This window comes from Pedobacter changchengzhani (genome assembly GCF_004354365.1).
GTDB classification, from domain to species: Bacteria; Bacteroidota; Bacteroidia; order Sphingobacteriales; family Sphingobacteriaceae; genus Pedobacter; species Pedobacter changchengzhani.
In genome coordinates, this window is sequence record NZ_SJCY01000001.1 from 188,694 (window position 1) to 210,098 (window position 21,405).

At 36.4% G+C, this 21,405-nt stretch carries 16 protein-coding genes; 11 read left to right on the top strand and 5 right to left on the bottom strand.

Translation table 11 applies throughout. The annotated features are described in order from the left end of the window. Window positions 1-23: 23 nt before the first annotated feature. From EZJ43_RS00820 to EZJ43_RS00855, 8 genes are all read left to right on the top strand, one after another. Window positions 24-539, top strand: a complete 516-nt coding sequence (locus EZJ43_RS00820; RefSeq protein WP_133260757.1) for a DUF2480 family protein — start codon at window positions 24-26, stop codon at window positions 537-539. A gap of 90 nt (window positions 540-629) precedes the next feature. Continuing rightward, complete coding sequence (locus EZJ43_RS00825; RefSeq protein ID WP_133260758.1) at window positions 630-1,403, top strand: DUF3108 domain-containing protein; 774 nt, start codon at window positions 630-632, stop codon at window positions 1,401-1,403. Between the two features lie 3 nt (window positions 1,404-1,406). After that, window positions 1,407-1,970 (top strand): DUF3109 family protein, encoded by a 564-nt coding sequence (locus EZJ43_RS00830; protein ID WP_133260759.1) that lies wholly within the window; start codon window positions 1,407-1,409, stop codon window positions 1,968-1,970. A gap of 70 nt (window positions 1,971-2,040) precedes the next feature. Continuing rightward, the gene (gene rfbB / locus EZJ43_RS00835) at window positions 2,041-3,090 is read left to right on the top strand and encodes a dTDP-glucose 4,6-dehydratase (RefSeq protein ID WP_133260760.1); all 1,050 of its coding nucleotides are present in this window, start codon (window positions 2,041-2,043) and stop codon (window positions 3,088-3,090) included. Between the two features lie 2 nt (window positions 3,091-3,092). Beyond that, on the top strand, window positions 3,093-3,632 hold the full coding sequence (rfbC, locus tag EZJ43_RS00840; protein ID WP_133260761.1) for a dTDP-4-dehydrorhamnose 3,5-epimerase: 540 nt from the start codon (window positions 3,093-3,095) through the stop codon (window positions 3,630-3,632). Next, window positions 3,632-4,492 carry a dTDP-4-dehydrorhamnose reductase gene (rfbD, locus tag EZJ43_RS00845; RefSeq protein WP_133260762.1) on the top strand — a complete coding sequence of 287 codons (861 nt, stop codon included), beginning with the start codon at window positions 3,632-3,634 and terminating at the stop codon, window positions 4,490-4,492. Before rfbC ends, rfbD begins: the two co-directional genes overlap by 1 nt. 79 nt (window positions 4,493-4,571) lie before the next feature. After that, on the top strand, window positions 4,572-5,432 hold the full coding sequence (gene rfbA, locus EZJ43_RS00850) for a glucose-1-phosphate thymidylyltransferase RfbA (protein ID WP_133260763.1): 861 nt from the start codon (window positions 4,572-4,574) through the stop codon (window positions 5,430-5,432). A gap of 182 nt (window positions 5,433-5,614) precedes the next feature. Continuing rightward, entirely contained in the window at window positions 5,615-6,889 is a 1,275-nt protein-coding gene (locus EZJ43_RS00855) for a nucleotide sugar dehydrogenase (protein WP_133260764.1), read from the top strand. A gap of 99 nt (window positions 6,890-6,988) precedes the next feature. On the opposite strand, the gene EZJ43_RS00860 is transcribed toward EZJ43_RS00855, so the two are convergent. From EZJ43_RS00860 to EZJ43_RS00880, 5 genes are read right to left on the bottom strand one after another with little or no spacing between them, the layout of a single operon-like run. Further along, on the bottom strand, window positions 6,989-8,479 hold the full coding sequence (locus EZJ43_RS00860; protein ID WP_133260765.1) for a hypothetical protein: 1,491 nt from the start codon (window positions 8,477-8,479) through the stop codon (window positions 6,989-6,991). A 23-nt stretch (window positions 8,480-8,502) separates the two neighbouring features. Further along, a complete protein-coding gene (locus EZJ43_RS00865; RefSeq protein WP_133261135.1) occupies window positions 8,503-10,242 on the bottom strand; it encodes a RagB/SusD family nutrient uptake outer membrane protein in 1,740 nt (579 codons plus the stop codon). Window positions 10,243-10,253: 11 nt separating this feature from the next. Beyond that, window positions 10,254-13,334: a SusC/RagA family TonB-linked outer membrane protein gene (locus EZJ43_RS00870; RefSeq protein ID WP_133260766.1), complete on the bottom strand. Its 3,081-nt coding sequence runs from the start codon at window positions 13,332-13,334 to the stop codon at window positions 10,254-10,256. Between the two features lie 42 nt (window positions 13,335-13,376). Beyond that, window positions 13,377-15,071 carry a RagB/SusD family nutrient uptake outer membrane protein gene (locus tag EZJ43_RS00875; protein WP_133260767.1) on the bottom strand — a complete coding sequence of 565 codons (1,695 nt, stop codon included), beginning with the start codon at window positions 15,069-15,071 and terminating at the stop codon, window positions 13,377-13,379. Window positions 15,072-15,081: 10 nt separating this feature from the next. Beyond that, window positions 15,082-17,868, bottom strand: a complete 2,787-nt coding sequence (locus EZJ43_RS00880; RefSeq protein ID WP_133260768.1) for a SusC/RagA family TonB-linked outer membrane protein — start codon at window positions 17,866-17,868, stop codon at window positions 15,082-15,084. 497 nt (window positions 17,869-18,365) lie between these two features. On the opposite strand from EZJ43_RS00880, the gene gmd reads away from it, so the two are divergent. From gmd to EZJ43_RS00895, 3 genes are all read left to right on the top strand, one after another. Continuing rightward, window positions 18,366-19,502, top strand: coding sequence for a GDP-mannose 4,6-dehydratase (gmd, locus tag EZJ43_RS00885; protein ID WP_133260769.1), 1,137 nt, complete (start codon window positions 18,366-18,368; stop codon window positions 19,500-19,502). 99 nt (window positions 19,503-19,601) lie between these two features. Then, the gene (gene cysC / locus EZJ43_RS00890) at window positions 19,602-20,201 is read left to right on the top strand and encodes an adenylyl-sulfate kinase (RefSeq protein WP_133260770.1); all 600 of its coding nucleotides are present in this window, start codon (window positions 19,602-19,604) and stop codon (window positions 20,199-20,201) included. A gap of 10 nt (window positions 20,202-20,211) precedes the next feature. Then, window positions 20,212-21,402 (top strand): nucleotidyltransferase family protein, encoded by a 1,191-nt coding sequence (locus tag EZJ43_RS00895; protein WP_133260771.1) that lies wholly within the window; start codon window positions 20,212-20,214, stop codon window positions 21,400-21,402. The last annotated feature ends 3 nt before the right edge of the window (window positions 21,403-21,405 follow it).

The window sequence follows — 21,405 nt, forward strand, 5'->3', positions numbered from 1 at the left end:
CGGTTTTTTTATTTGTACAAACTATGGAAATTCAAGAAAACTTCGTTAATAAAGTAGCAAACAGCGGTTTAATTACCTTAAACCTCGAAGATTATTACGACAATGGAGAACGGGTTGTTTATGATATAAAAGAAAATCTTTTCCATGGGTTAATTTTAAAGGAAAAAGATTTTAGAGAATTTATAAAAAATCATGATTGGGCACAGTTTACAGGCAAAAATGTGGCAATAATCTGTTCTGCAGATGCGATAGTACCAACATGGGCTTATATGCTTTTGGCAAATAGAATGAAGCCTTTCGCAAAGCAGATTGTTTTTGGGAATATGGATACACTCGATGCCGTATTATTTGCTAAAGCATTATCAAGCATCAATGTAGAAACCTTTCGCGATGAGCGTGTGGTTATTAAGGGCTGTGGCGAATTGCAAATACCTGTTTCGGCTTATGTTGAAGTAACCAACCTATTAACGCCAGTGGTAAAAAGTTTAATGTTTGGCGAGCCTTGTTCTACAGTACCGGTTTATAAACGAAAAGATTAATTTTTCGTTTTGAGGATTCATTGCGTTAAATTGGTTTACTTTTTGCGTACATTTCGTTATCGATTCTGCACACACACAAATCAAACACAAATGAAGACTTTAATTTTTATCGCTTTGAGCGGATTATTTTCGCTTAATGCATCTGCACAAGAAATTCCTTTTAAAAAGGAAGCTGTTTTTCAAGAGGGCGAAGTTTTAAGTTATCGGCTTAAATATGGTTTCGTAACCGCAGCAGAAGCCACTATAAAAGTAACCAACTCTGACTTAAAATTTGATGGTAAGCCAACTTATAAGCTTACCGTAGATGCGCAGACTTCGGGTACTTTTGATATTTTTTACAAAATTAGAGATCATTACGACTCTTATATTGATAAAGTGGAACTAACACCCTATTTCTATCAAGAAAATATAAGAGAGGCAAGTTACCGCCGCCAAGATAAAGCGAGGTTTAACCAAGATGATAAAAAAGTGGTTTCCAATCGTGGAACATTTAAAACGCCAACAACGCAAACGTTCGATTTGGTATCTGCTTACTATTTTGCACGCAGTTTAGATATGGCAAAAATTAAAGTGGGCAATAAGTTTTCCATCAATTATTTCTTGGGAGATGAGATTTCGGCGTTAGAAGTAGAATATGTTGGTAAAGAAGTGATAAAAAGCAAATTGGGTAATATCCGTTGCTTAAAATTTAGCCCATCAATAAAACCTGGGCGTATTTTTAAAAAGGATAGTCGTTTATATTTATGGGTTACTGACGATGGAAATAGAGTTCCGGTAAGGGCAGAGGTAGAGATTTTGGTGGGCTCAGTTGTGATGGAATTAAAATCTGCTGCGGGTTTAAAATACGCATTGGCTAAAGATTAGATAATGATAGAAGTAGAAAATGTGCTTGTGCACGAAGATGTTATAAAAGAAAATTTTGTTTGTAATTTAAGCAAGTGTAAAGGTATTTGTTGTGTTGAGGGAGATTCTGGCGCGCCGCTCGATGCGGAAGAAACCGCTATTTTGGCCGAGATTTACCCAAAGATAAAACACCTGTTAAATGAAAAAGGAATTAAAGCCATAGAAGAACAAGGAACTTCGGTTACGGATTTGGATGGAGATTTGACCACGCCCTGTGTTGATGGAAATAAAGAATGCGCGTACGTTTTATTTGAAGGTGGGATAACTAAATGTGCCATAGAAAAAGCTTATGAGGAAGGATTAGTAGCATGGCAAAAGCCTATTTCGTGCCATTTATATCCAATTCGCATTACCAAATACCCCGAATTTGATGTGTTGAATTACGACCGTTGGAGCATTTGCAGTGATGCTTGTACTTTTGGAAGAGAATTAAAAGTGCCCGTTTACAGTTTCTTAAAAACGCCACTTATTCGAAAATATGGCGAAGCTTGGTACAAAGAACTTGAAGAATCAGTGGCATTGATGTAAACAGATTACTCGTTAATAGTTGCTATTTTACAATATCTAAGGTATTTTAGCCGATAGAAAAAAATAAACTGTGAAAAAAATCTTAATTACAGGCGGTGCAGGCTTCATTGGCTCTCATGTTGTTCGTCGATTTGTTACTAATTACCCGCAATATGAGATTGTAAATCTTGATAAGTTGACTTATGCAGGTAACCTTGAAAATTTAACTGACATAGAAAATAAACCTAACTACCGGTTTGTTAAAGCGGATATTGCCGATGCGGTTGCGATGAACGGGCTTTTTGAGAAAGAAAACTTCGATGCAGTAATTCACCTTGCTGCAGAAAGCCATGTAGATCGTTCTATTACCGATCCAACTGCCTTTGTAATTACCAATGTAATTGGAACTGTAAATTTGTTAAATGCTGTCCGCGAGTATTGGAAAGGCGATTATGATAAAAAGAGATTTTATCACGTGAGTACCGATGAAGTTTATGGGGCTTTGGGCGATGAGGGAATGTTTACCGAAACCACAGCCTACGATCCTCATAGTCCATATTCTGCTTCTAAAGCAAGTTCCGATCATTTTGTTAGGGCTTATCATGATACTTATGGTTTAGATTGTGTTATATCTAACTGTTCTAATAATTATGGTTCGAACCATTTTCCCGAAAAGTTAATTCCTTTAGCCATAAATAATATTAAAAATAATAAACCCGTTCCTGTTTACGGTAAGGGCGAAAACATTCGTGATTGGTTATGGGTTGAAGATCACGCACGTGCCATCGATGTAATTTTTCATCAAGCTAAAACTGGCGAAACCTATAATATTGGCGGTCATAATGAATGGAAAAATATTGATTTAATCAATCTTCTTTGTTCAATTATGGATGAAAAATTAGGAAGACAAGCAGGAACATCAGCAAAATTAATTACTTATGTTACCGATAGAGCGGGCCACGATTTGCGTTATGCGATAGATTCCACCAAACTACAAAATGAATTGAATTGGGTGCCAAGTTTACAGTTTGAAGAAGGTTTGGCAAAAACGGTAGATTGGTATTTAGAAAACGAAGATTGGCTGAACAATGTAACATCAGGTAATTATCAATCGTATTACGAACAACAATATAATTCCTAATAATGGAAATTGAGCAAACTGGCTTAAAAGACTGCCTAATTATTAAACCAAGAATTTTTGAAGATGCTCGAGGCTATTTCTTCGAAAGTTTTAACCGCGATACGTTTGCACAAAAAACTGGTCTGTCTGGTGATTTTGTGCAAGATAATCAATCTTTCTCCGCTTATGGGGTAATTAGGGGCTTACATGCGCAAGGTGGCGAGTTTGCGCAGGCCAAGTTAGTTCGTGTTTTAAAAGGCGAAGTGCTTGATGTTGCCGTTGATATGCGCAAAGATTCTGAAACCTATGGCAAACACTTTTCGATTAAATTAAGCGCCGATAATAATTTGCAACTTTATATTCCAAGAGGTTTTTTACACGGATTTTCAGTGCTAAGCGAAACTGCTGAATTTTTTTATAAGTGCGATAATTTTTACAACAAAGCATCAGAAATTGGTGTGGTTTACAATGATAGAGATTTAAATATCGATTGGTTAATTCCCGGTGGGGATGAATCTATTTCGGATAAGGATGAAGTGCTTAATTCTTTTTCTGCTTTATAATGGGTAAAATATTAGTAATAGGAGCCGGCGGACAATTAGGGCAATGCCTTAAAACAGTTGCTAATAGAAGAGGCATTGATGAAATCAGTTTTCCAGCAGAACAAGAAGCCAATATTTTAAACGAAGAAGGTTTAAATATCTTGTTGCAGCATGAAAAGCCAAAGTACGTAATTAATTGCGCTGCATATACGGCTGTAGATAAAGCCGAAGATGAAGTTGATTTAGCGAAAGCCGTGAATGAAATTGGTGCGGGGAATTTAGCCGAAGCGTGTAAAAATAGCAATGCTACACTAATTCATGTTTCTACCGATTTTGTTTTTGAAGGGAATGAAGTAAAACTTTTGAAAGAAGATGATATTGCTAATCCCATTAATGTTTATGGCGTAACCAAATTAGCAGGGGAAAAACTCGTCGAATCAATCTTGCCTGAACATTTCATCGTCCGTACCAGTTGGTTGTATTCAGAATACGGCAATAACTTTACAAAAACAATGCTAAAGTTGGGTGCAGAAAGGGATGAATTAAATATTATTGCAGATCAGATCGGAACACCAACTTATGCAATAGATTTGGCAAATGCTATTTTCGATATTATTGCATTAGAAAGTAACGCTTTCGGTATTTATCATTACAGTAATGAAGGTATAACCTCATGGTACGATTTTGCCAAAGCGATATTCGATATTAGTAAAACAGATGTCAAGGTTAATCCAATTCCGGGATCAGCTTACCCTACTAAAGCAATTCGGCCAGCATTTTCGGTGATGGATAAATCAAAAATTAAGAATACATTTAACATCACTATTCCTTACTGGCGAGATAGTTTGGTGGAATGTGTAAATGCAATTAACAGAAATTAATTTAACAAAAATTAGAGAGAGGAGTTGCTGGGAATTTTTCTCAAATCTAACATCTCAAATCTAATATCTCTAAAAAAAAATGAAAGGTATAATTTTAGCAGGAGGCAGTGGCACACGTTTACATCCATTAACTTTGGCATGTAGCAAACAGATGATGCCAGTTTACGATAAACCGATGATCTATTATCCTTTATCTACTTTGATGCTTGCTGGTATTAAAGAAATCCTCATTATTTCTACACCACACGATTTGCCAAATTTTGAGAAATTGTTGGGCAGCGGTGCATCTTTAGGTTGTAAATTTAGTTACGCCGTTCAGGCAGAACCAAATGGTTTAGCGCAGGCTTTTGTTATTGGTGCAGACTTTATTGGTAATGATAAAGTGGCTTTAGTTTTAGGTGATAATATTTTTCATGGTGATGGAATGGCTAAACTTTTGCAAGCCAGTTCCGATCCTGATGGTGGTGTTGTATTTGCTTACCAGGTTGCTGATCCAGAAAGATATGGTGTGGTAGAATTTGATGAGCAGAAAAAAGCCATTTCAATTGAGGAAAAACCAACTTCACCGAAGTCAGATTATGCTGTTCCAGGATTGTACTTTTATGATAATTCTGTTGTAGAAATTGCTAAAAACATAAAACCATCTCCGCGTGGAGAATACGAAATTACAGATGTAAATAAGGTTTATTTAGCGCAAGGAAAGTTACAGGTTGGTGTATTGAGTAGAGGAACGGCTTGGTTAGATACGGGTACTTTTACCTCTTTAATGCAGGCCGGGCAGTTTGTGCAAATTATCGAAGAACGCCAAGGCTTAAAAATTGGTTGTATTGAGGAAATTGCCTATCGGATGGGTTTTATAACAGCAGAACAACTAAAGGCAATTGCTACACCGCTGGTAAAAAGTGGTTACGGGGAATATTTGCTTAAGCAGATTAAATAGGATTTTTTTTGGGTTATTAGATGAAACAAATAGTGTTGTCATCCTGAGCCTGTCGAAGGACAATATTTTCTAGAGGCTATTGCAAGGTTTTTGGTAGGTTGACCCTAACAGCGCTATCGGCTGACAACGATTAAGTTATCATACCTTTGGCATAGTTAACAGACAAATTATACTAATAAAAAATGAAAAACAAGCAAATTGCAATTATTGGATTGGGCTATGTCGGCTTACCACTCGCAATTGAATTTGCTAAAAAATATAAAGTAGTTGGTTTTGATATTGATAACGAAAGAATTACATCTCTCAAAAATGGGTTAGATTTAACTAAGGAAGCGAATATAGAAGAGCTAAAGTCGGTTATAAAGCAAAATGCCAAAGGTTTAACCTTAACTGCGCAACAATCTGATCTTATTAATTGCAACATTTTTATCATTACCGTACCTACACCTGTTGATGATTTAAAGCAACCAAACTTATCGTTTCTTTTAGATGCTTCGGCAATGGTTGGGAGCATTTTAAAACCAAATGACATTGTTATTTATGAATCTACGGTTTACCCTGGATGTACGGAGGAAGACTGCGTACCTGTTCTCGAAAAAACATCTGGCTTAAAGTATAATGAAGATTTCTACTGTGGTTATTCACCCGAAAGGATTAACCCTGGCGATAAAATAAATACGTTAATTAAAATTAAAAAAGTTACTTCGGGCTCAACGCCAGAAATTGCACTACAAATTGATGCACTTTATACTTCGATAATTGAAGCTGGCACACATTTAGCGCCGAGTATAAAAGTAGCAGAAGCATCAAAAGCGATAGAGAACGCACAAAGAGATGTGAACATTTCCTTCGTGAATGAATTGGCCCTAATATTCGATAAAATGAATATTGACACGGCGGATGTGTTGGCTGCCGCCTCTACAAAATGGAATTTTTTAAATTACAAACCGGGTTTAGTTGGCGGGCACTGTATTGGTGTGGATCCTTACTATATGGCTTATAAAGCAGAAAAGCTCGGCTACAAGCCCGAAGTTATTTTATCAGGAAGGAAAGTGAATGATAATATGGGCATTTTTGTCGCCAATAAGTTAATTAAGTTAATGCTTGCTCGTGATAAAGTAGTTAAGAATGCTAAAATTTTAATTCTTGGTATCGCCTTTAAAGAAAATTGTCCAGATGTTAGAAATACTAAGGTGGTTGATATTTATCACGAATTGAGATCTTTTAGTATGGAGGTTGATATTTACGACCCTTGGGCAAACGCGGATCAAGTAAAAGCAGAATATAATATAGATTTAATTAAGCTCGAAAATTTTAAAGTGTACGACGGAATTGTGATTGCTGTTGCACATCGAGAGTTTTTAAAGTTAAACTTTAGTGCGTATAAAAATGATGGGGCTGTTATTTTCGATACAAAATCTTTTATCAATCGTGATTTAGTTGATGGAAGATTGTAAGTTCTGCGCTCCATATTCGGCAATTTTTGGCGTAAAAAAACCTATCTATCTTCACATTTTAAATGAATATAGATAGGTTTTTTTAATTATGCTTTGTTTTTACAAGCCTACAGCATCTTTCCACGATGTTGCAATACGTACACCATCGTAAGTTGCGGTAAGTGCGTTAGTATTCTGTCTGATAAATACTTTTGAAAGTGAGGCTGGGCCAGTACCAGAAGAATTAACAGCGTTTGGAACAGGTGGTTCATACTTGGTTGGTGCCGAAGTTAAAACATACATGGTTGATGTACCAGAATCAAAATCATATTTGGTTACCACTAAATACGTTGTGCCATAACTATACGTCCCTGATGCAAAAATTACGGTACCAGCTGCTTTACCGAGTCCGAAACTTGGTTTACCAGTTCCATCATCTTTAACTGTTATTCTATTAAAGTAATTGTTTCCAGCATCTGCCATTCCTGCAAAGAAATCGCCTGTGGTACTACCAACAGATGGATTAATCATTTGAGCTTGATATACTACACCTGAGCTAATTGTTGTGCCAAAACTTCTGATATAATCTTTTCTCGATCCTGATCCATTTGCAGATACAATTGCGCCACCTACATTTGAGCCTGCATAACCTGTAAATGATAAACCTGTTGGCATATAAGCTATAGGATTTAATGTGCCAGAAAATACCGACCAATTTGCAGCGCCAACGGCATCCAGAGTACTGGTAGTAGAACCATAACTAAAATCATCCTTCATAACTAAAACACCTGGTAACGCAACGCCATATTCAATTCCTGTAACGTTAATCGTATTACTCGGTACTACACCAGAAGAATGTGTAATTGTACCTGTAACAGTTTGATTAATACCTGTAAGCGCAGTAAATTGAGCATAAACAGTTATAGGTGCAGCGTTTGCCGCAGCGAAAGGAAGCGTTAAAGTTGTTACAAAATTTGTATTATCTAATGATATTTGATAATTATCTGACGCAGTTATCGTAATATTTGATGTCAATTTTATACCCCTAACTGTGTAAGATTGTGAAGGCGATGTAGAACCTGAAATAGTAGGCGCAAACGCTGTTAATGCAGAAGTTTGAATTTCTGGATAAATAATTGGATCTCCTTTAACATTAATAACAGTTGTGGCATTTGTATTTGAAACCGTTACGCCACCAGTTGGTGCAGTTAACTTTAGTACTAAAGTTTTTTCGCCTTCAAAATTGTTCATCGAATTTACGTTAAAAGAAACCTCTGTTGATCCCTTTGGCAAACTAATTAATAAACCTGAAGGTGGTATTGCTGGCGAAATTGAATATTCCGTTGAGGCGATTGTACTAGCATTATCTACGGTAAGCAATACAGTTGCATCTTCCTCTAACGGTAGCGATAAAGGTAATGTAACAATTAGCGGATCGGTAGTTTTGTTTTCTATTGTATAAGTATTTGCTGTAAACCTAACCGTACCAACGTTTGTAGGTGCTTCGCCAATTAGTGCTTTTGTGCACGATATACCCATTATACCTACCAACATAACCATTATGATGGCATAAGTTTTAATGATGGATGAATTATAAGACATTAATTTCATAATTTATATTTTTAAAAACTGTATTACCAACCTGGATTTTGTAGTAAATCAACCGATTTATTTACCTCACCCTGTGGTATTGGCCATAAATACCATTTAGGCGCTGTAAATACTGGCGTTCTAACATTTATAAGATCATAAGTATAGGTAGCTGGTGTACCTGTTCCAACCTTTGTAACTTTCATACCGTGTAAAGTTTGGTTAGATACAGTTTCAGCAATTTTCCATCTACGTACATCCCAATACCGATGTTCTTCAATGGCCAGTTCAACTCTGCGCTCATTTTGAATAATCGTTCTCATCGGAATTAGCGTCAGTCCATCAGGTAAACCATAGTTATCTTCTACGCCTGGTAAAATTCCAGCCCTTTTTCTAATCAATTTTAGTTGTTCATAAGCCGTAACAACATCTCCTGCCTCATTGCTTGCCTCTGCATAGTTTAATAAAATTTCTGCATAGCGCATTAATGGGAAACAGCGCTCTGTAGTTGCCGAACTTGTATTGTTAATTGTATTATCATCTAACATCTTTCTTAAATAATAACCCGTTTTTGTGGTACTTGTTGTACCATAACCATCTTGCGCTGCACCCACATAAGTATAAACCGGACTTATGGTTTTTGTAGCATTTAAGCGCATTCCTTCATTAGGCAGAATGGTCCAATTAAACCGTGGATCTCTATTTGCGTAAGGATTAGCCGCATCGTAACCCGTTGGGTTTGATGGAGATTTTATATCTGTAGTAATTGGTAAGCCTTTTATGGTTGTAAACGCATCTACTAATTCCTGATAAGGCCAAGCACTTGCCGAACCTGAACGGGATGCAGGATCCCAAATGGATTCTAAAGATCTGTTCGGAGCCATCATTAGTGCTAACATGTACTCTGGGTTTTTACGCAATGTAAATACTTTTTGAAAGCCGTAGCCTGGTTTAGGGTCTAGCGGTAAATCATATAATTGATACTGATTTAAATCAATTACTGCTTTAGCTGCTTGTGCTGCTTTTGTCCAACGGGCAACATCTGCAGTTGGATAGCCAAGTACGCCGTCCATATTGTCACTTCTACCATTAAACAACGGACTGGCAGCATATAATAATAATCTAGACTTTAAACCCAAAGCAGATCCTTGTGTAACCCTGCCATAATCTAAACCTACGTATGCCTTAGGTAACAAAGCAGCAGCGGCATCGCACTCTGATGAAATATAATTTACGCAAGCTTCGTAGGTGTTTCTTTTTCCTGAAATAGGATCTGTTGCTTCATAAACAGCATCTCCAATTAATGGGATACCGGCGTAATGTTTTAATAAAATAAAATAATACCACGCTCTTAAAAATCGCGCTTCGCCCGCAACTCTTTTTTGTAGCGGTGTAGATAATGGCGTACTAGCAATATTCCTTAACAATAAATTTACCCTTCTAATATTTGCGTAAGTGGTAAACCAAGCATCGGTAGGTATATTTATTGCACTTATACCACCTGTTTGAAATATAATATTGAAAGCTGTTCCTGCGGTTAAGTTAGATTCTGTTTCATCGCCAATACTGTAAATACCAACACTTGCGCCAAATCTTCTTGGATCGGCACTAAAACCTATATCAGTATATATTCTAGTTAAAAACTGCATTGTTCTAGCGCTATCTGCAAAAGTGGTTGATTCATTTTGATCGTTCGTTTTCACTTGATCCAGCACGCTTCCTTTTTTACAGCCAATCATCATCGCAATAGCAACAATTGAGGCTAAAAATAATTTCTTCTTCATCATTATCGTTATTAAAATCCTACCTGAAAACCTAAATTATACACCTTTTGAACTGGGTATGTACCTCCACTCGCTCCATTTGCCACTTCTGGATCTTGCGAGTACAAGCTAAAGTTACTCCAAGTATATAAATCATAACCACTTAAGTAAATTCTAGCACTTGCAATATGTAAAGCACTAGCCCATTTTTTTGAAATTCTATAACCTACATCTACCGATTTCAACCGTATATATTTAGCATTAATTTGCCAAAAGGTAGAGTTATTAGCCGGACTACTTGGGCCTGCTACATTTTTACTCAAACGTGGAAAAGTTGCATTAATGTTATTCTCTGGCGTCCATCTACCTAAAGCAGATTGTTGCAGGTTTGCTTGGAAAGGGATACTTGCTTGTGTTCCAATTTGATAACTGTAATCAAAACTACCTTGAAATAGCACATTTAAACTAAAGCCCTTAAATTCTGCACCGAAAGTACTTCCTAAAACGGTTTGCGGTAAATTTGGCTTACCAATTGCTCTAAAATCTTGTCCATCAATTGAGCCGTCGCCGTTAACATCTTCATATTTTAAATCGCCCGGTTTAACATTTGCTAAATGAGGATAACCGTCAATTTCATCAGTTGTTTGGAAAAAACCTAATGCGTTATAGCCAAACGTTTGTCCAATTGGTAATCCTGTTCTTGCTAAATAAGGATATCTTGGTGTAGCTTCTCCTTGATAAATAATTTTGTTTTTAGCTGTTGAGAAGGTAAAACCAACATTATAATTAAAACTACCGATGTTATTTCGGTAAGATACTATACCATCGAAACCTTTGTTTTGAGTAATTGCCGAGTTGGTATAAGGTAAGCCGATCCCTAAAATACCTAAAACATCTTGTTTAACATACAATTGATCGTAACGATAATCGTAGAAATAATCTACCGTAAAGCTAAATTTATTTCCAAAAAATTGTGCATCTATACCAATATCAGTTTTACGAGATTTTTCCCAGGTAATATTTGAGTTTCCTAAAGGGCCTTCTTCAATACTTGAGAATGAGTTATTGGTTTCGCCAAAACTATAACCTGGGCCGCTGTTATAAACTTGGTCTGTTTTATATCTATTTCCTGCGGTAACGTCAGATCCTGTCATACCCCAAGAACCTCTTAGTTTTAATAAATCTAAAAACTTAAAGTTGTTTTTGATATATGGTTCTTCTGCAATATTCCATCCTGCCGAAACTGCTGGGAAAAAACCTTTTGTTTTTTTGCCCACAAACTGGCTCGTGCCATTGTATGCGCCGCTAAAATCAATTAAATAACGTTGTTTATAATCATAACCCGCTTTAAAAGTATAGCCCTGAGATGAAACCGGTGCATATTCTTGAAAACCTGAATTTGAATTTGCGTTAATTACCTGATTTAGATTATACAACACAAACCCGTAAACATGGTGGCTACCAAACGTATTGTTATAATCTATTTTAGCTAAACTGTTAATTGTTTTATTTGAAATATTTGTAGCGGCACCACCTGATAATGATAAAGGATCTAACCTATATAAACCGTTACTATGTGGTGTGTAGGTATTTGCAACCGGATCGTAATAAAAGGCAGGAATTGCAGTACGGTTTAAGCCTCTACCATAACTAACATCGCCAGCATAAGCCACCCGACCAGAAATTGAAAGGCCTTGCGTTAAGAAATCCAATCTGTGATCGGCACCAAATAGAATGTTAAATTCGTTTCTGTAAGTTTTCTCGTACCCTTGTAGCGCAAGCCTGCCCAAAATACTGGTTTCAAAATATCTCGATCTTTTCGCCCAAGGATAACTTCCATCTGGATTTAAAAGTGGCTCTGCAAATGGAGGTAAACGATCATAACTATATACTGTACTCAATGCGCTCACATTTGATGGCGAACCATTAAGTTTCGGTTCGGTGGTGTTGCCAATTCTACCGGTAACGTCCAATCGCAATTTTAAATTTTTTGTGGCCTGCATATCCAAATTTGAACGGAAAGTGTAGCGTTCGTATGCAAAATTATTGTTTGGTGCTTCGTAAGTGCCTTTACTAAAATCTCTAACGGCGCCATCCTGAAAGAATTGGCCTACAGAAACAAAGTATTTAACCTTTTCGCTACCACCTTGTATATCAAAATTGTTTCTGGTTTGGTAAGCATATTTTTTAAATAAAGCATTGTACCAATCTACATCAGGGTGGCCATAAGGATCATCGCCTGTGCGCCAGTGCTCTAAATCTTCTGGCGAAAATTCTGGTGGTGTACCGTCATTGTCATTTGCAATGGCCTCGTTTCTTAAAGTGGCTACCTGAAAGGCATTTAAAAAATTGGGAATCCGCACTGCAGATTGTAAGCCAGATTCTGTATTGAAACTAACTTGAGGTTTACCCAATTTACCGCGTCTTGTAGTTACCACAACTACCCCATTTGCACCCTTAATACCATAAACTGCGGTAGTTGATGCATCTTTTAAAATGGTAAAAGATTCAATTTCATTTGCATCAATTTGCGATAACTGATCGTAAGTATATTCCACATCATCAACAATTACCAATGGCTTTTGAGATTCGGATGCTAATGAATTTACGCCACGAATATAAAAATCAGATCCGGTTTTGCCTGGCTGACCAGAACGCTGCTGCGAGAAAAATCCTGGGGCTCTTCCTGCTAAGGTATTTTGAACGTTTGGCGTTGGAATCGATCTAATATCTGCACCAGAAACTGTACTAATTGCGCCAGTGTTGGTGATTTTTTTAGTCGTTCCAAAACCCACAACCAATACTTCTTCTAATCCTTTGGCATCTTCTTTAATGTTAACGGCAACGCTAGTTTTGCCCGCTACATTTACTTCTTGTGTAAGATAGCCGATTGCAGTAACCTGAATAATTTTGCTTGTTCCTCTTAAAGTTAACTGAAACTCGCCCTTTTCGTTGGTAGTTGTTCCGTTTCCCTTACTTCCTTTTTCTTGAACACTAACACCCGGCACAGCGCCTGTGTTATCTTTTACCGTACCACGGATAACTGTTTGCGCAAACCCAATGCTTGGCAATAGAAAGCCTGTAAGTAAAATGATGTATATTAATTTCTTCATATCTGTATGATTTTGATTGTAATAACTGATTGATTGTTACTACTAGTATCCTTCATTTTGGGTTAAGTTTGTATTTTTAGAAATCTCCGAAAATGGAATAGCGTACCGATACATTTTTGGTGCTATAAATTGGAAAGGTGTGCCCAATTCTTCAACCTGATAATTTGTTAGCGCACCAGTTTTAATAATTCGAATACCATGCAGTGGTTTATTGTAAACATTTTCTGCAATTTTCCATCTTCTCAAATCCCAAAAACGTTGCTCTTCAAAAGCCATTTCTACTCTGCGCTCGTTACGGATTAAATCTTGCATCTGTAACGCAGTTAAAGTACTCGAAACGCCATAAGTGTTTACACCTACACCTTGCGTTATTCCTGCTCTTGCCCTTATCAATCTAACATAGTTGTAAACAGAATCTGTATTTGCGCCAGGTCCATCAACTGCATTTTTTGCTTCTGCAAACATCAACAAAACATCAGCATATCTATAAATAGGAAAGTTATGCGTTTGATTAGCGTAGGCACTTCCCACTGTAAAATCGCCCATAAATTTTCGCATGTAATAGCCTGTTTTAGTTTGCGTAACGCTACCGCCGGGTCTGTCTTTTCCACCATTAAAAGTTTCTACAGGCCTGCTTAACCATGTCATTCCGTTATAAAAAACGGTATTGTCTAAACGTGGGTCTCTGTTTGCGTATGGATCTTTAGCATCAAAACCTTTAGGGTTCGACGAAGTTTTAAGATCGGTGGTAATTGGCAAGCCATTAATTGTTGTAAAGGCGTCAACCAATTCTTGCGTAGGGCTAGTTCTGCCTCGACTAGCAGTACTTCCACTTAAATAGCCTATCGGTGCGTTATTTAATTCTACATCTGTAGTTACATTTCGCTGATAAGCAAAAATTACTTCATTATTTTTACGTGATGAAAATACATTGCCAAATGATGCCTCTAAAGCAAAATTACCCAATGGTGCTTGTCTAATCACATCTGCCAAAGCATTTTTAGCCAATCTCCATTTTCCTAAATCGCCTGTTGGGTTATTTAATGCGCTCGCTGCATATAGTAAAGTCTTCGCTTTTAGCGTTAAAACAACCATTTTAGTAACCCTTCCATAATCTCCAGTGGCAATGGGGTCTGTTCTTACTAAATCTTTAATGGCATCACATTCGCTTACGATATAATTCACGCAATCTTCATAGCTGTTGCGGGGAAGTTTTAAATCATCATTAATAGTTAAAACACGATCGCCCAATAAAGGCACACCACCATAACGTTTAATTAATTCGAAATAAAATAAAGCGCGTAAAAAGCGATTTTCTGCTTTCCAATAAACACCTTGTGGCAACAAGGGTGTTCTAAGGTTAACTTTAGGGAAATTTTGCACAAAAAGGTTACATTTTCTAATGCTCGCATAATTAGATTGCCAAGCATTGTCTGCATTTACTGTAGCTGTATAACCTCCATTTGTAAACTTAGAAATTGAAGTATTATCTGCCGAGGGCACTGCATCATCTGTCGCTGTGGCTAAAACATTTCCATCAATTCTGTTATATCCGGTTGGAATATCAGCATAAATATCATTTAAGAAATAGCTGGCATTTATACCCAGCGAATCTTTAGAATCCCATACGTAATCTTCCGTAATTTTCTCGAAAGGCCTATCTTCTACTTTCTGGCAAGCCGAAATAAGTAGCGATGCAGATAAAAGAATGAATAATATATATTTGTAGTTTCTCATTTTCTTAGCTTTATAATTTAATATTTACACCAAAGTTGAATGTCCTGCGAATTGGAAAAACAGAGTTGAAAGCTTCCGGATCGCTATAATTTAATTTATCAAAAGAGTATAAGTTAAATCCATTTGCAAATACACGTATATTTCTTAGTTTAAGTTTACTTACCCATTGATTAGGCAGTGTGTAACCTAAATCAACATTCTGCAAACGCAGATAATCAACCGATTGTAACCAAAATGACGACGTTCTTTGATTGTTGCTATTGCTGCCTACCGAAAGCCTAGGGTAATTTGCGTTGTTAGCGTTTGATGGTGTCCATCGGTTTAGGTTTGCTTCGTACGCTTGACCTCCATTTTGGAATTCATAATACAAGCCATCAGCAATGTTTCTGTTGGCAACACCTTGAAAGGTAAAGCTCATATCAAAACCCTTAACATTAAAGCCAGCAGTTAAGCCGTAATAAATAAGCGGTTTTTGTGTGCCTAATGCAGTTGCATCAAATTGATCAATAATACCATCACCGTTCAAGTCTTTATATTTAATATCTCCTGGTACAGGCGTATATCCATCAACCACAGGACTCGCATTTATATCGGCTTGCGATTGGAAAAAACCGATTGCTTGATAGCCAAAAATCTGTCCGACTGGCAATCCTGTTCTTTTTTGATAATCTAACGGGCGAAAAATCTCATCTTGATAAATTACTTTTGATTGTAAGAGTGTGGCATTTGCAGTAATAAAATAACCAACTGATTTAATTTTTCCATTCCATGAAACACTGTTCTCAAAACCGGTAAATCTGTTTTTTCCAACATTTTCTGTCGGATAATTTTGGCCGATTAACGATGTTGAGTTTCCTCTGGTTTGCATTAAATCAAAGTAAAAATCGTTAAAATATTCTGATGTAATGCTTAAGCGGTTTGCAAACATTGCTAAATCCAAGCCAACGTTTAATTTATTTGCCTTCTCCCAAGTTGCATTTGGATTAGCTAAAGATTGTTCTGAATAACCTCTTGCACCAGTTGGCGATTGGCCAAAATAATAAACAGAGCTTGTACCTCCGCTGGCATAATATTGGTCGTAAACATAGTAGCCTACATTTGCATTACCCGTTCTGCCATAATTTATACGTGGTTTAATTGTGTTTATCCAGCTAACATCTTTTAAAAAATCTTCTTTTGCTAAGTTCCAACCAAGGCCTGCGGCATAAAATAAACCAAACCTGTTGCCTGGTGAAAAGCGATTAAAACCCCCATAACTTAACGCTGCTTCTGCAAAGTATTTTTCTTTAAAATTGTAGGTTGCATTACCCGCAAGGTTTGTGTACTTAGCAGGCAAAAGTAAATCAACTGTTGTAGATTGATTATCTCCGAGCACCAATAAACTTAAATTGTGGTCTCCAAAAGATTTATCATAACCAAGACTAAATTTGCCATAAGTATAAGTTCTGCGTGCATCAAAACCAATTGAATTGCTTTGACTTCCGTTTGTGCCAATTTGATTATAACTTGCAGTAGTGCCACCCGGATTTAGACTAAATACCGCAAAGCTTTTAGTTCTGTTTACCGTTTGCGCAACCGTATTGTTGTAAGATATATTTGCTTTAGCCCATAAACCAGGAATAACAAAATTTAACTTTTGAGTTAATTCGATATCAATTGCCAAATCCCGATCGGTAGATTTTGTGTAGCCAGAATTGTTAAGATACCCGTAAATGTTATTATTATACGTAGTACTGCCACTTAAAGAACCATCTGCATTAAAAACATTATAAGCATTATTTGGCGTATTGTAAATAGATTGATATGCTGTATTGTTCGAAGCCCCCGGTCCGTTGGCATTTTGTATGCGCCCGAAAATATTTAGACCAACATTTAGGTTTTTGCTTAAATCTATATTTACGTTCGATCTAACAATATAACGTTCTACCCCAGCATTTGTGCTGTACGTATTTAAGTTAGCCGTATTTAAAAAGCCACCTTCGTTTTGGTAATCTAGCGCTACATAAAATCTGGCGGTTTCATTACCGCTGTTAATATTGATGTTGTAACGATCTAAAGAAGCATTTTTTTTGAAAAACAAACTTTTAAAATCTGTATCAGGATGGCCAATAGGATCAGCACCTGTTTTATAAGCCATTATATCTGCTGCGGTATAAACAGGAGGTAAATTATCATTATTAAGCGCTTCATTGTATAAAATCGCATAATCTGCAGCCGAAACTGTTTTAGATTTATCGAGTTGACTTTGCACGCCATGTTGCGCGGTAAATGATAATGTAAATGGCGTAACTTTTGGCCGTTGGGTAATTACCTGAATAATATTTCCTGATGAATTTTGACCAAACATTACCGTAGATAGAGCATCCTTAAGTATGGTGATAGATTGGATGGATTCTGGTTCTATCGAAGTAAAATCTCTCGGTACACCATCAATTAAAATTAAGGGCGCCTGGCCACGAATTTTAAAATCTATAACTCCAGTTGGACTATCATTATCTTGAATGCCGCTGCGTTGCCGAGTATATAAACCTGATAATTTACCAGGCAAAGCTTGCAAAAATGATGGCGCCGGTGTTGTTATTAACTGGTTGGTATAAACAGTTGATGTGGCTTGTAATAAATTGCTCTTCTTTTGGGTTTTATTGAGCAAATAAATTTTAGAAGTTGTATCAGCCGTTTTTGCTGTATCGATGGTGTTAACGTTTTTGGTTTGTGCAAAAGCCGTGCTACACCCCAAAACTAAACCCATTGCGAAAAACGATTGCACTATTTTTCTATTTAAGTAGTAATTACACATAAATTTTTTGATAAATTATAACATTGACATGGTTAAATCTTAATCGTTTTGAGGAAGAAAAACCGAATTAAACTTATAATTAATATGATTTAGCGAGCATTAATCATAACAATAAGTTGATAAGAGGGGAGTACATTTTTAATCATAAGTGGTAAGTTTTATTTGGTTAGAAAATGGATTACTGATATTAAATTAGTTTAATTAAGCTACTTGCAGTGAAAATAATTGCTGTCAGGTAAACCGCTAATAATCAATACTCAATGTTAAGTATATGCTATTTGTTTTTACAGGTGTAATCGTTCATATTTACCCGTTAAATGATTAATTAAAGATGATGCATTTAATTAAGATTGCGAAATTATTACTTGTAAAATTTGCATTTAGCCTATTTCAACGCTTTTTGCGATATTTATAGCTTGTCATTTAATGCGCAATGTTTCGTTCTCACAACATAGAATTATTTCTATATTTGCATTTTAAACAAAAGCTGTTAAATTATGAAGGTTGCGCTTATTACTGGTGTTACAGGACAAGATGGTGCTTATTTAGCCGAGTTCTTATTGAAAAAAGGTTATTTCGTTCATGGTTTAAAAAGAAGGGCTTCTTCGTTCAATACCGATCGGATTGATCACCTTTATCAAGATCAGCATGAAAATAATGTACGTTTTAAACTGCATTACGGCGATTTAACAGATTCTACGAATTTGATCAGAATTATTCAGGAAACGCAACCTGACGAAATTTATAACTTGGCTGCGATGAGCCATGTGCATGTAAGTTTCGAAATGCCAGAATATACAGCTAATGCCGATGGAATTGGAACGCTACGTCTTTTGGAAGCTGTGAGGATTTTAGGTTTAACCAAAAAAACTAAAGTTTACCAAGCATCAACGTCAGAATTATATGGCTTAGTGCAAGCAGTACCACAAAGTGAAGCTACACCTTTTTACCCGCGTTCGCCTTATGCCGTAGCAAAAATTTACGGCTATTGGATTACCGTAAACTATCGTGAAGCGTACGGAATGTTTGCATGTAATGGGATATTGTTTAACCACGAAAGCCCGCTTAGGGGAGAAACTTTTGTGACACGCAAAATTACCAGAGCCAGTGCCAAAATTGCTTTAGGTTTACAAAACTGCTTGTATTTGGGTAACCTTTCAGCACAGCGAGATTGGGGACATGCTAAAGATTACATTGAAGCCATGTGGTTAATTCTTCAACAAGACAAAGCCGAAGATTATGTGATTGCTACCGGTGTTACCACCACGGTTAGGGATTTTGTGCGCATGAGTTTCGCAGAATTGGGAATCGAAATTGAATTCTCTGGTAGAGATGAAAATGAAAAAGGTGTTATTATCGGTTTAGATGAAGAATTGCTAACCAGTTTAGGGCTAAGTACTGAGAAATTATTTTTAGGCACAACAGTGGTCAAGGTTGATCCTAAGTATTTTAGGCCAACAGAAGTAGATCTTTTATTAGGCGACCCAACAAAATCGAAAACACAATTAGGCTGGGAACCAAAGTACGATTTGCCAGCGTTGGTTAAAGAAATGGTTATTTCTGATCTTCAATTGATGAAAAAAGATGAATATTTAAAAAAGGGTGGGTTTACTACCTTGAATTATTTTGAGTAAAACTGTGAGAATTAATAATATCTAAACAAAATTTCTGATTGACCGATATTTTTTTAATTCGAGATATTACTACATTTAACTTAATTAATTTAAACTGTAATGCAAGATCTTCAGTTAACCGAAGAGTTTTTTTCCGTTAGTAGAGCACAAAAGGAAGCCGTAAATGGGCACCCTTCTTTTGTGATTTGGCTTACCGGACTTTCTGCATCAGGAAAATCTACTATCGCAAGAAAGTTAGAAAAAGAATTATTTGATAGAAAAATCCGAACGGTCGTTCTTGATGGTGATAACACGAGAATAGGTATAAACAAAGATCTTGATTTCTCAGATGAAGGGAGAAAAGAAAATATAAGGAGAGTTGCTGAAATTTCAAAATTAATGAATGACGCAGGTGTGGTGGTCATCTCTAGTTTTATTTCTCCATTTCAATCAGACAGATTATTGGCAAAAAGCATAATAGGTCAAAATTCATTTATCGAAGTATTTATTGATGCAAATATTCAAACTTGTATCGATAGAGACCCAAAAGGTTTATACGCGCTTGCAAAAGCAGGCAAAATAGAACATTTTACAGGCATTTCTAGTCCTTACGAATCACCAGAAAACCCTGATTTGCAATTAGATACGAATTTATTGTCTATCCATGATTCCGTTGTGAAAATTTTAGACTTTTTAGCCATTAAATTTAAGCTAAACTAAGCTTTCACATATGTTAACTACATTAGCGCTAAAAAGCAAATACAGTGCAGAACAAATCTTAATTGTATTAATAGCGCGTTTATATTTCAAAAAAACACCTCGTGAGGAAGTTATTGTTTTCCTCAACCAACATGAAGTAAATTGGGCCCTGTGGGTGAAAATGGCCGTTTTGCATGGTGTATCAACATTTCTAACCCACGTCATCCTTAAAGAAGATGTGCCTATTCCAAGCATTTACCTCTCTCAACTTCAAAAGCGGAAATCTCAGTTCGGTTTAAAAGCGATGCACCAAACTATGGTTTTGAAGCAACTAATAAAAGACTTAGATGCAGAAAATATCAAGGTATTACCATATAAAGGCGTCGTTTTTTCTGCCGCTTATTTTGACTCATTTTTATGGAGAGAAAGCACCGACATAGATTTGATTGTTGCCGAGAAAGATGTGATCCGCGTTAGGAAATTTTTGCTTAATCATGGATTTACCTCATATACCGATGTGGATGATCGATATCTAAATCATTTTATAAAATATTTTAAAGAGATTACTTTTAAATCACCTGTAGATAGACTTAATGTTAATTGTACTGTCGAGATTAAATGGTTATTGCTTGGAAAATTTTTAGGTACCTATGAAAATTTCGATTTTTTTAAGGATCATTTGATTCCTTTTAAAGTTGGTGAATTGGAATTTAAGAAATTGAGCCCCACTTATGATTTCATGGCAGTTGCCTCTAACCACTTAATTAAAGAGCCTCTGCATGCATTTAAATATGTTATCGATTTGGGGGCAATTTTGCATAAATGCCCTAATGATGTTGATGCAGATCTTGTGCTTAAAACGATGGATAAACATGGATATCAACAGCTATTTTTAGCAGGAATGACCGTCTGTGACGATTTATTGGGCATTAACTTGCCTCAATGGCGCGAAAAAAGTATTCAGGATGAAATTCTTTTTAACAGGCCGCTAGCTTACCCGAGGTTACGGGGTGCCGAGAAGTTAAGTTTACAAATATTAGAAACGATAAATAGGTTCGACAGTAATAAATGGAGGCGAATGAAGCGTAAATTCGTTGTGTTATACTACTACTTTATTCCAAGTATGTTAGATTTTGATCTTCTCAAGCCTAGTCCGTTTTCACTTCTATTTTTATATGTAATTAGACCTTTCAGACTTCTAAAAAAAGCGTTATTTGGATAAACC

Excerpts from the sequence above, each read along its gene's own strand:
- EZJ43_RS00875 (WP_133260767.1), bottom strand. The coding sequence starts at position 15,071 with ATGAGAAACTACAAATATATATTATTCATTCTTTTATCTGCATCGCTA.
- rfbD (WP_133260762.1), top strand. The coding sequence starts at position 3,632 with ATGGGTAAAATATTAGTAATAGGAGCCGGCGGACAATTAGGGCAATGC.
- EZJ43_RS00820 (WP_133260757.1), top strand. The coding sequence starts at position 24 with ATGGAAATTCAAGAAAACTTCGTTAATAAAGTAGCAAACAGCGGTTTA.
- EZJ43_RS00895 (WP_133260771.1), top strand. The coding sequence starts at position 20,212 with ATGTTAACTACATTAGCGCTAAAAAGCAAATACAGTGCAGAACAAATC.
- EZJ43_RS00870 (WP_133260766.1), bottom strand. The coding sequence starts at position 13,334 with ATGAAGAAATTAATATACATCATTTTACTTACAGGCTTTCTATTGCCA.
- cysC (WP_133260770.1), top strand. The coding sequence starts at position 19,602 with ATGCAAGATCTTCAGTTAACCGAAGAGTTTTTTTCCGTTAGTAGAGCA.
- EZJ43_RS00880 (WP_133260768.1), bottom strand. The coding sequence starts at position 17,868 with ATGTGTAATTACTACTTAAATAGAAAAATAGTGCAATCGTTTTTCGCA.
- EZJ43_RS00855 (WP_133260764.1), top strand. The coding sequence starts at position 5,615 with ATGAAAAACAAGCAAATTGCAATTATTGGATTGGGCTATGTCGGCTTA.
- EZJ43_RS00860 (WP_133260765.1), bottom strand. The coding sequence starts at position 8,479 with ATGAAATTAATGTCTTATAATTCATCCATCATTAAAACTTATGCCATC.
- EZJ43_RS00830 (WP_133260759.1), top strand. The coding sequence starts at position 1,407 with ATGATAGAAGTAGAAAATGTGCTTGTGCACGAAGATGTTATAAAAGAA.
- gmd (WP_133260769.1), top strand. The coding sequence starts at position 18,366 with ATGAAGGTTGCGCTTATTACTGGTGTTACAGGACAAGATGGTGCTTAT.
- rfbA (WP_133260763.1), top strand. The coding sequence starts at position 4,572 with ATGAAAGGTATAATTTTAGCAGGAGGCAGTGGCACACGTTTACATCCA.
- rfbC (WP_133260761.1), top strand. The coding sequence starts at position 3,093 with ATGGAAATTGAGCAAACTGGCTTAAAAGACTGCCTAATTATTAAACCA.
- EZJ43_RS00825 (WP_133260758.1), top strand. The coding sequence starts at position 630 with ATGAAGACTTTAATTTTTATCGCTTTGAGCGGATTATTTTCGCTTAAT.
- EZJ43_RS00865 (WP_133261135.1), bottom strand. The coding sequence starts at position 10,242 with ATGAAGAAGAAATTATTTTTAGCCTCAATTGTTGCTATTGCGATGATG.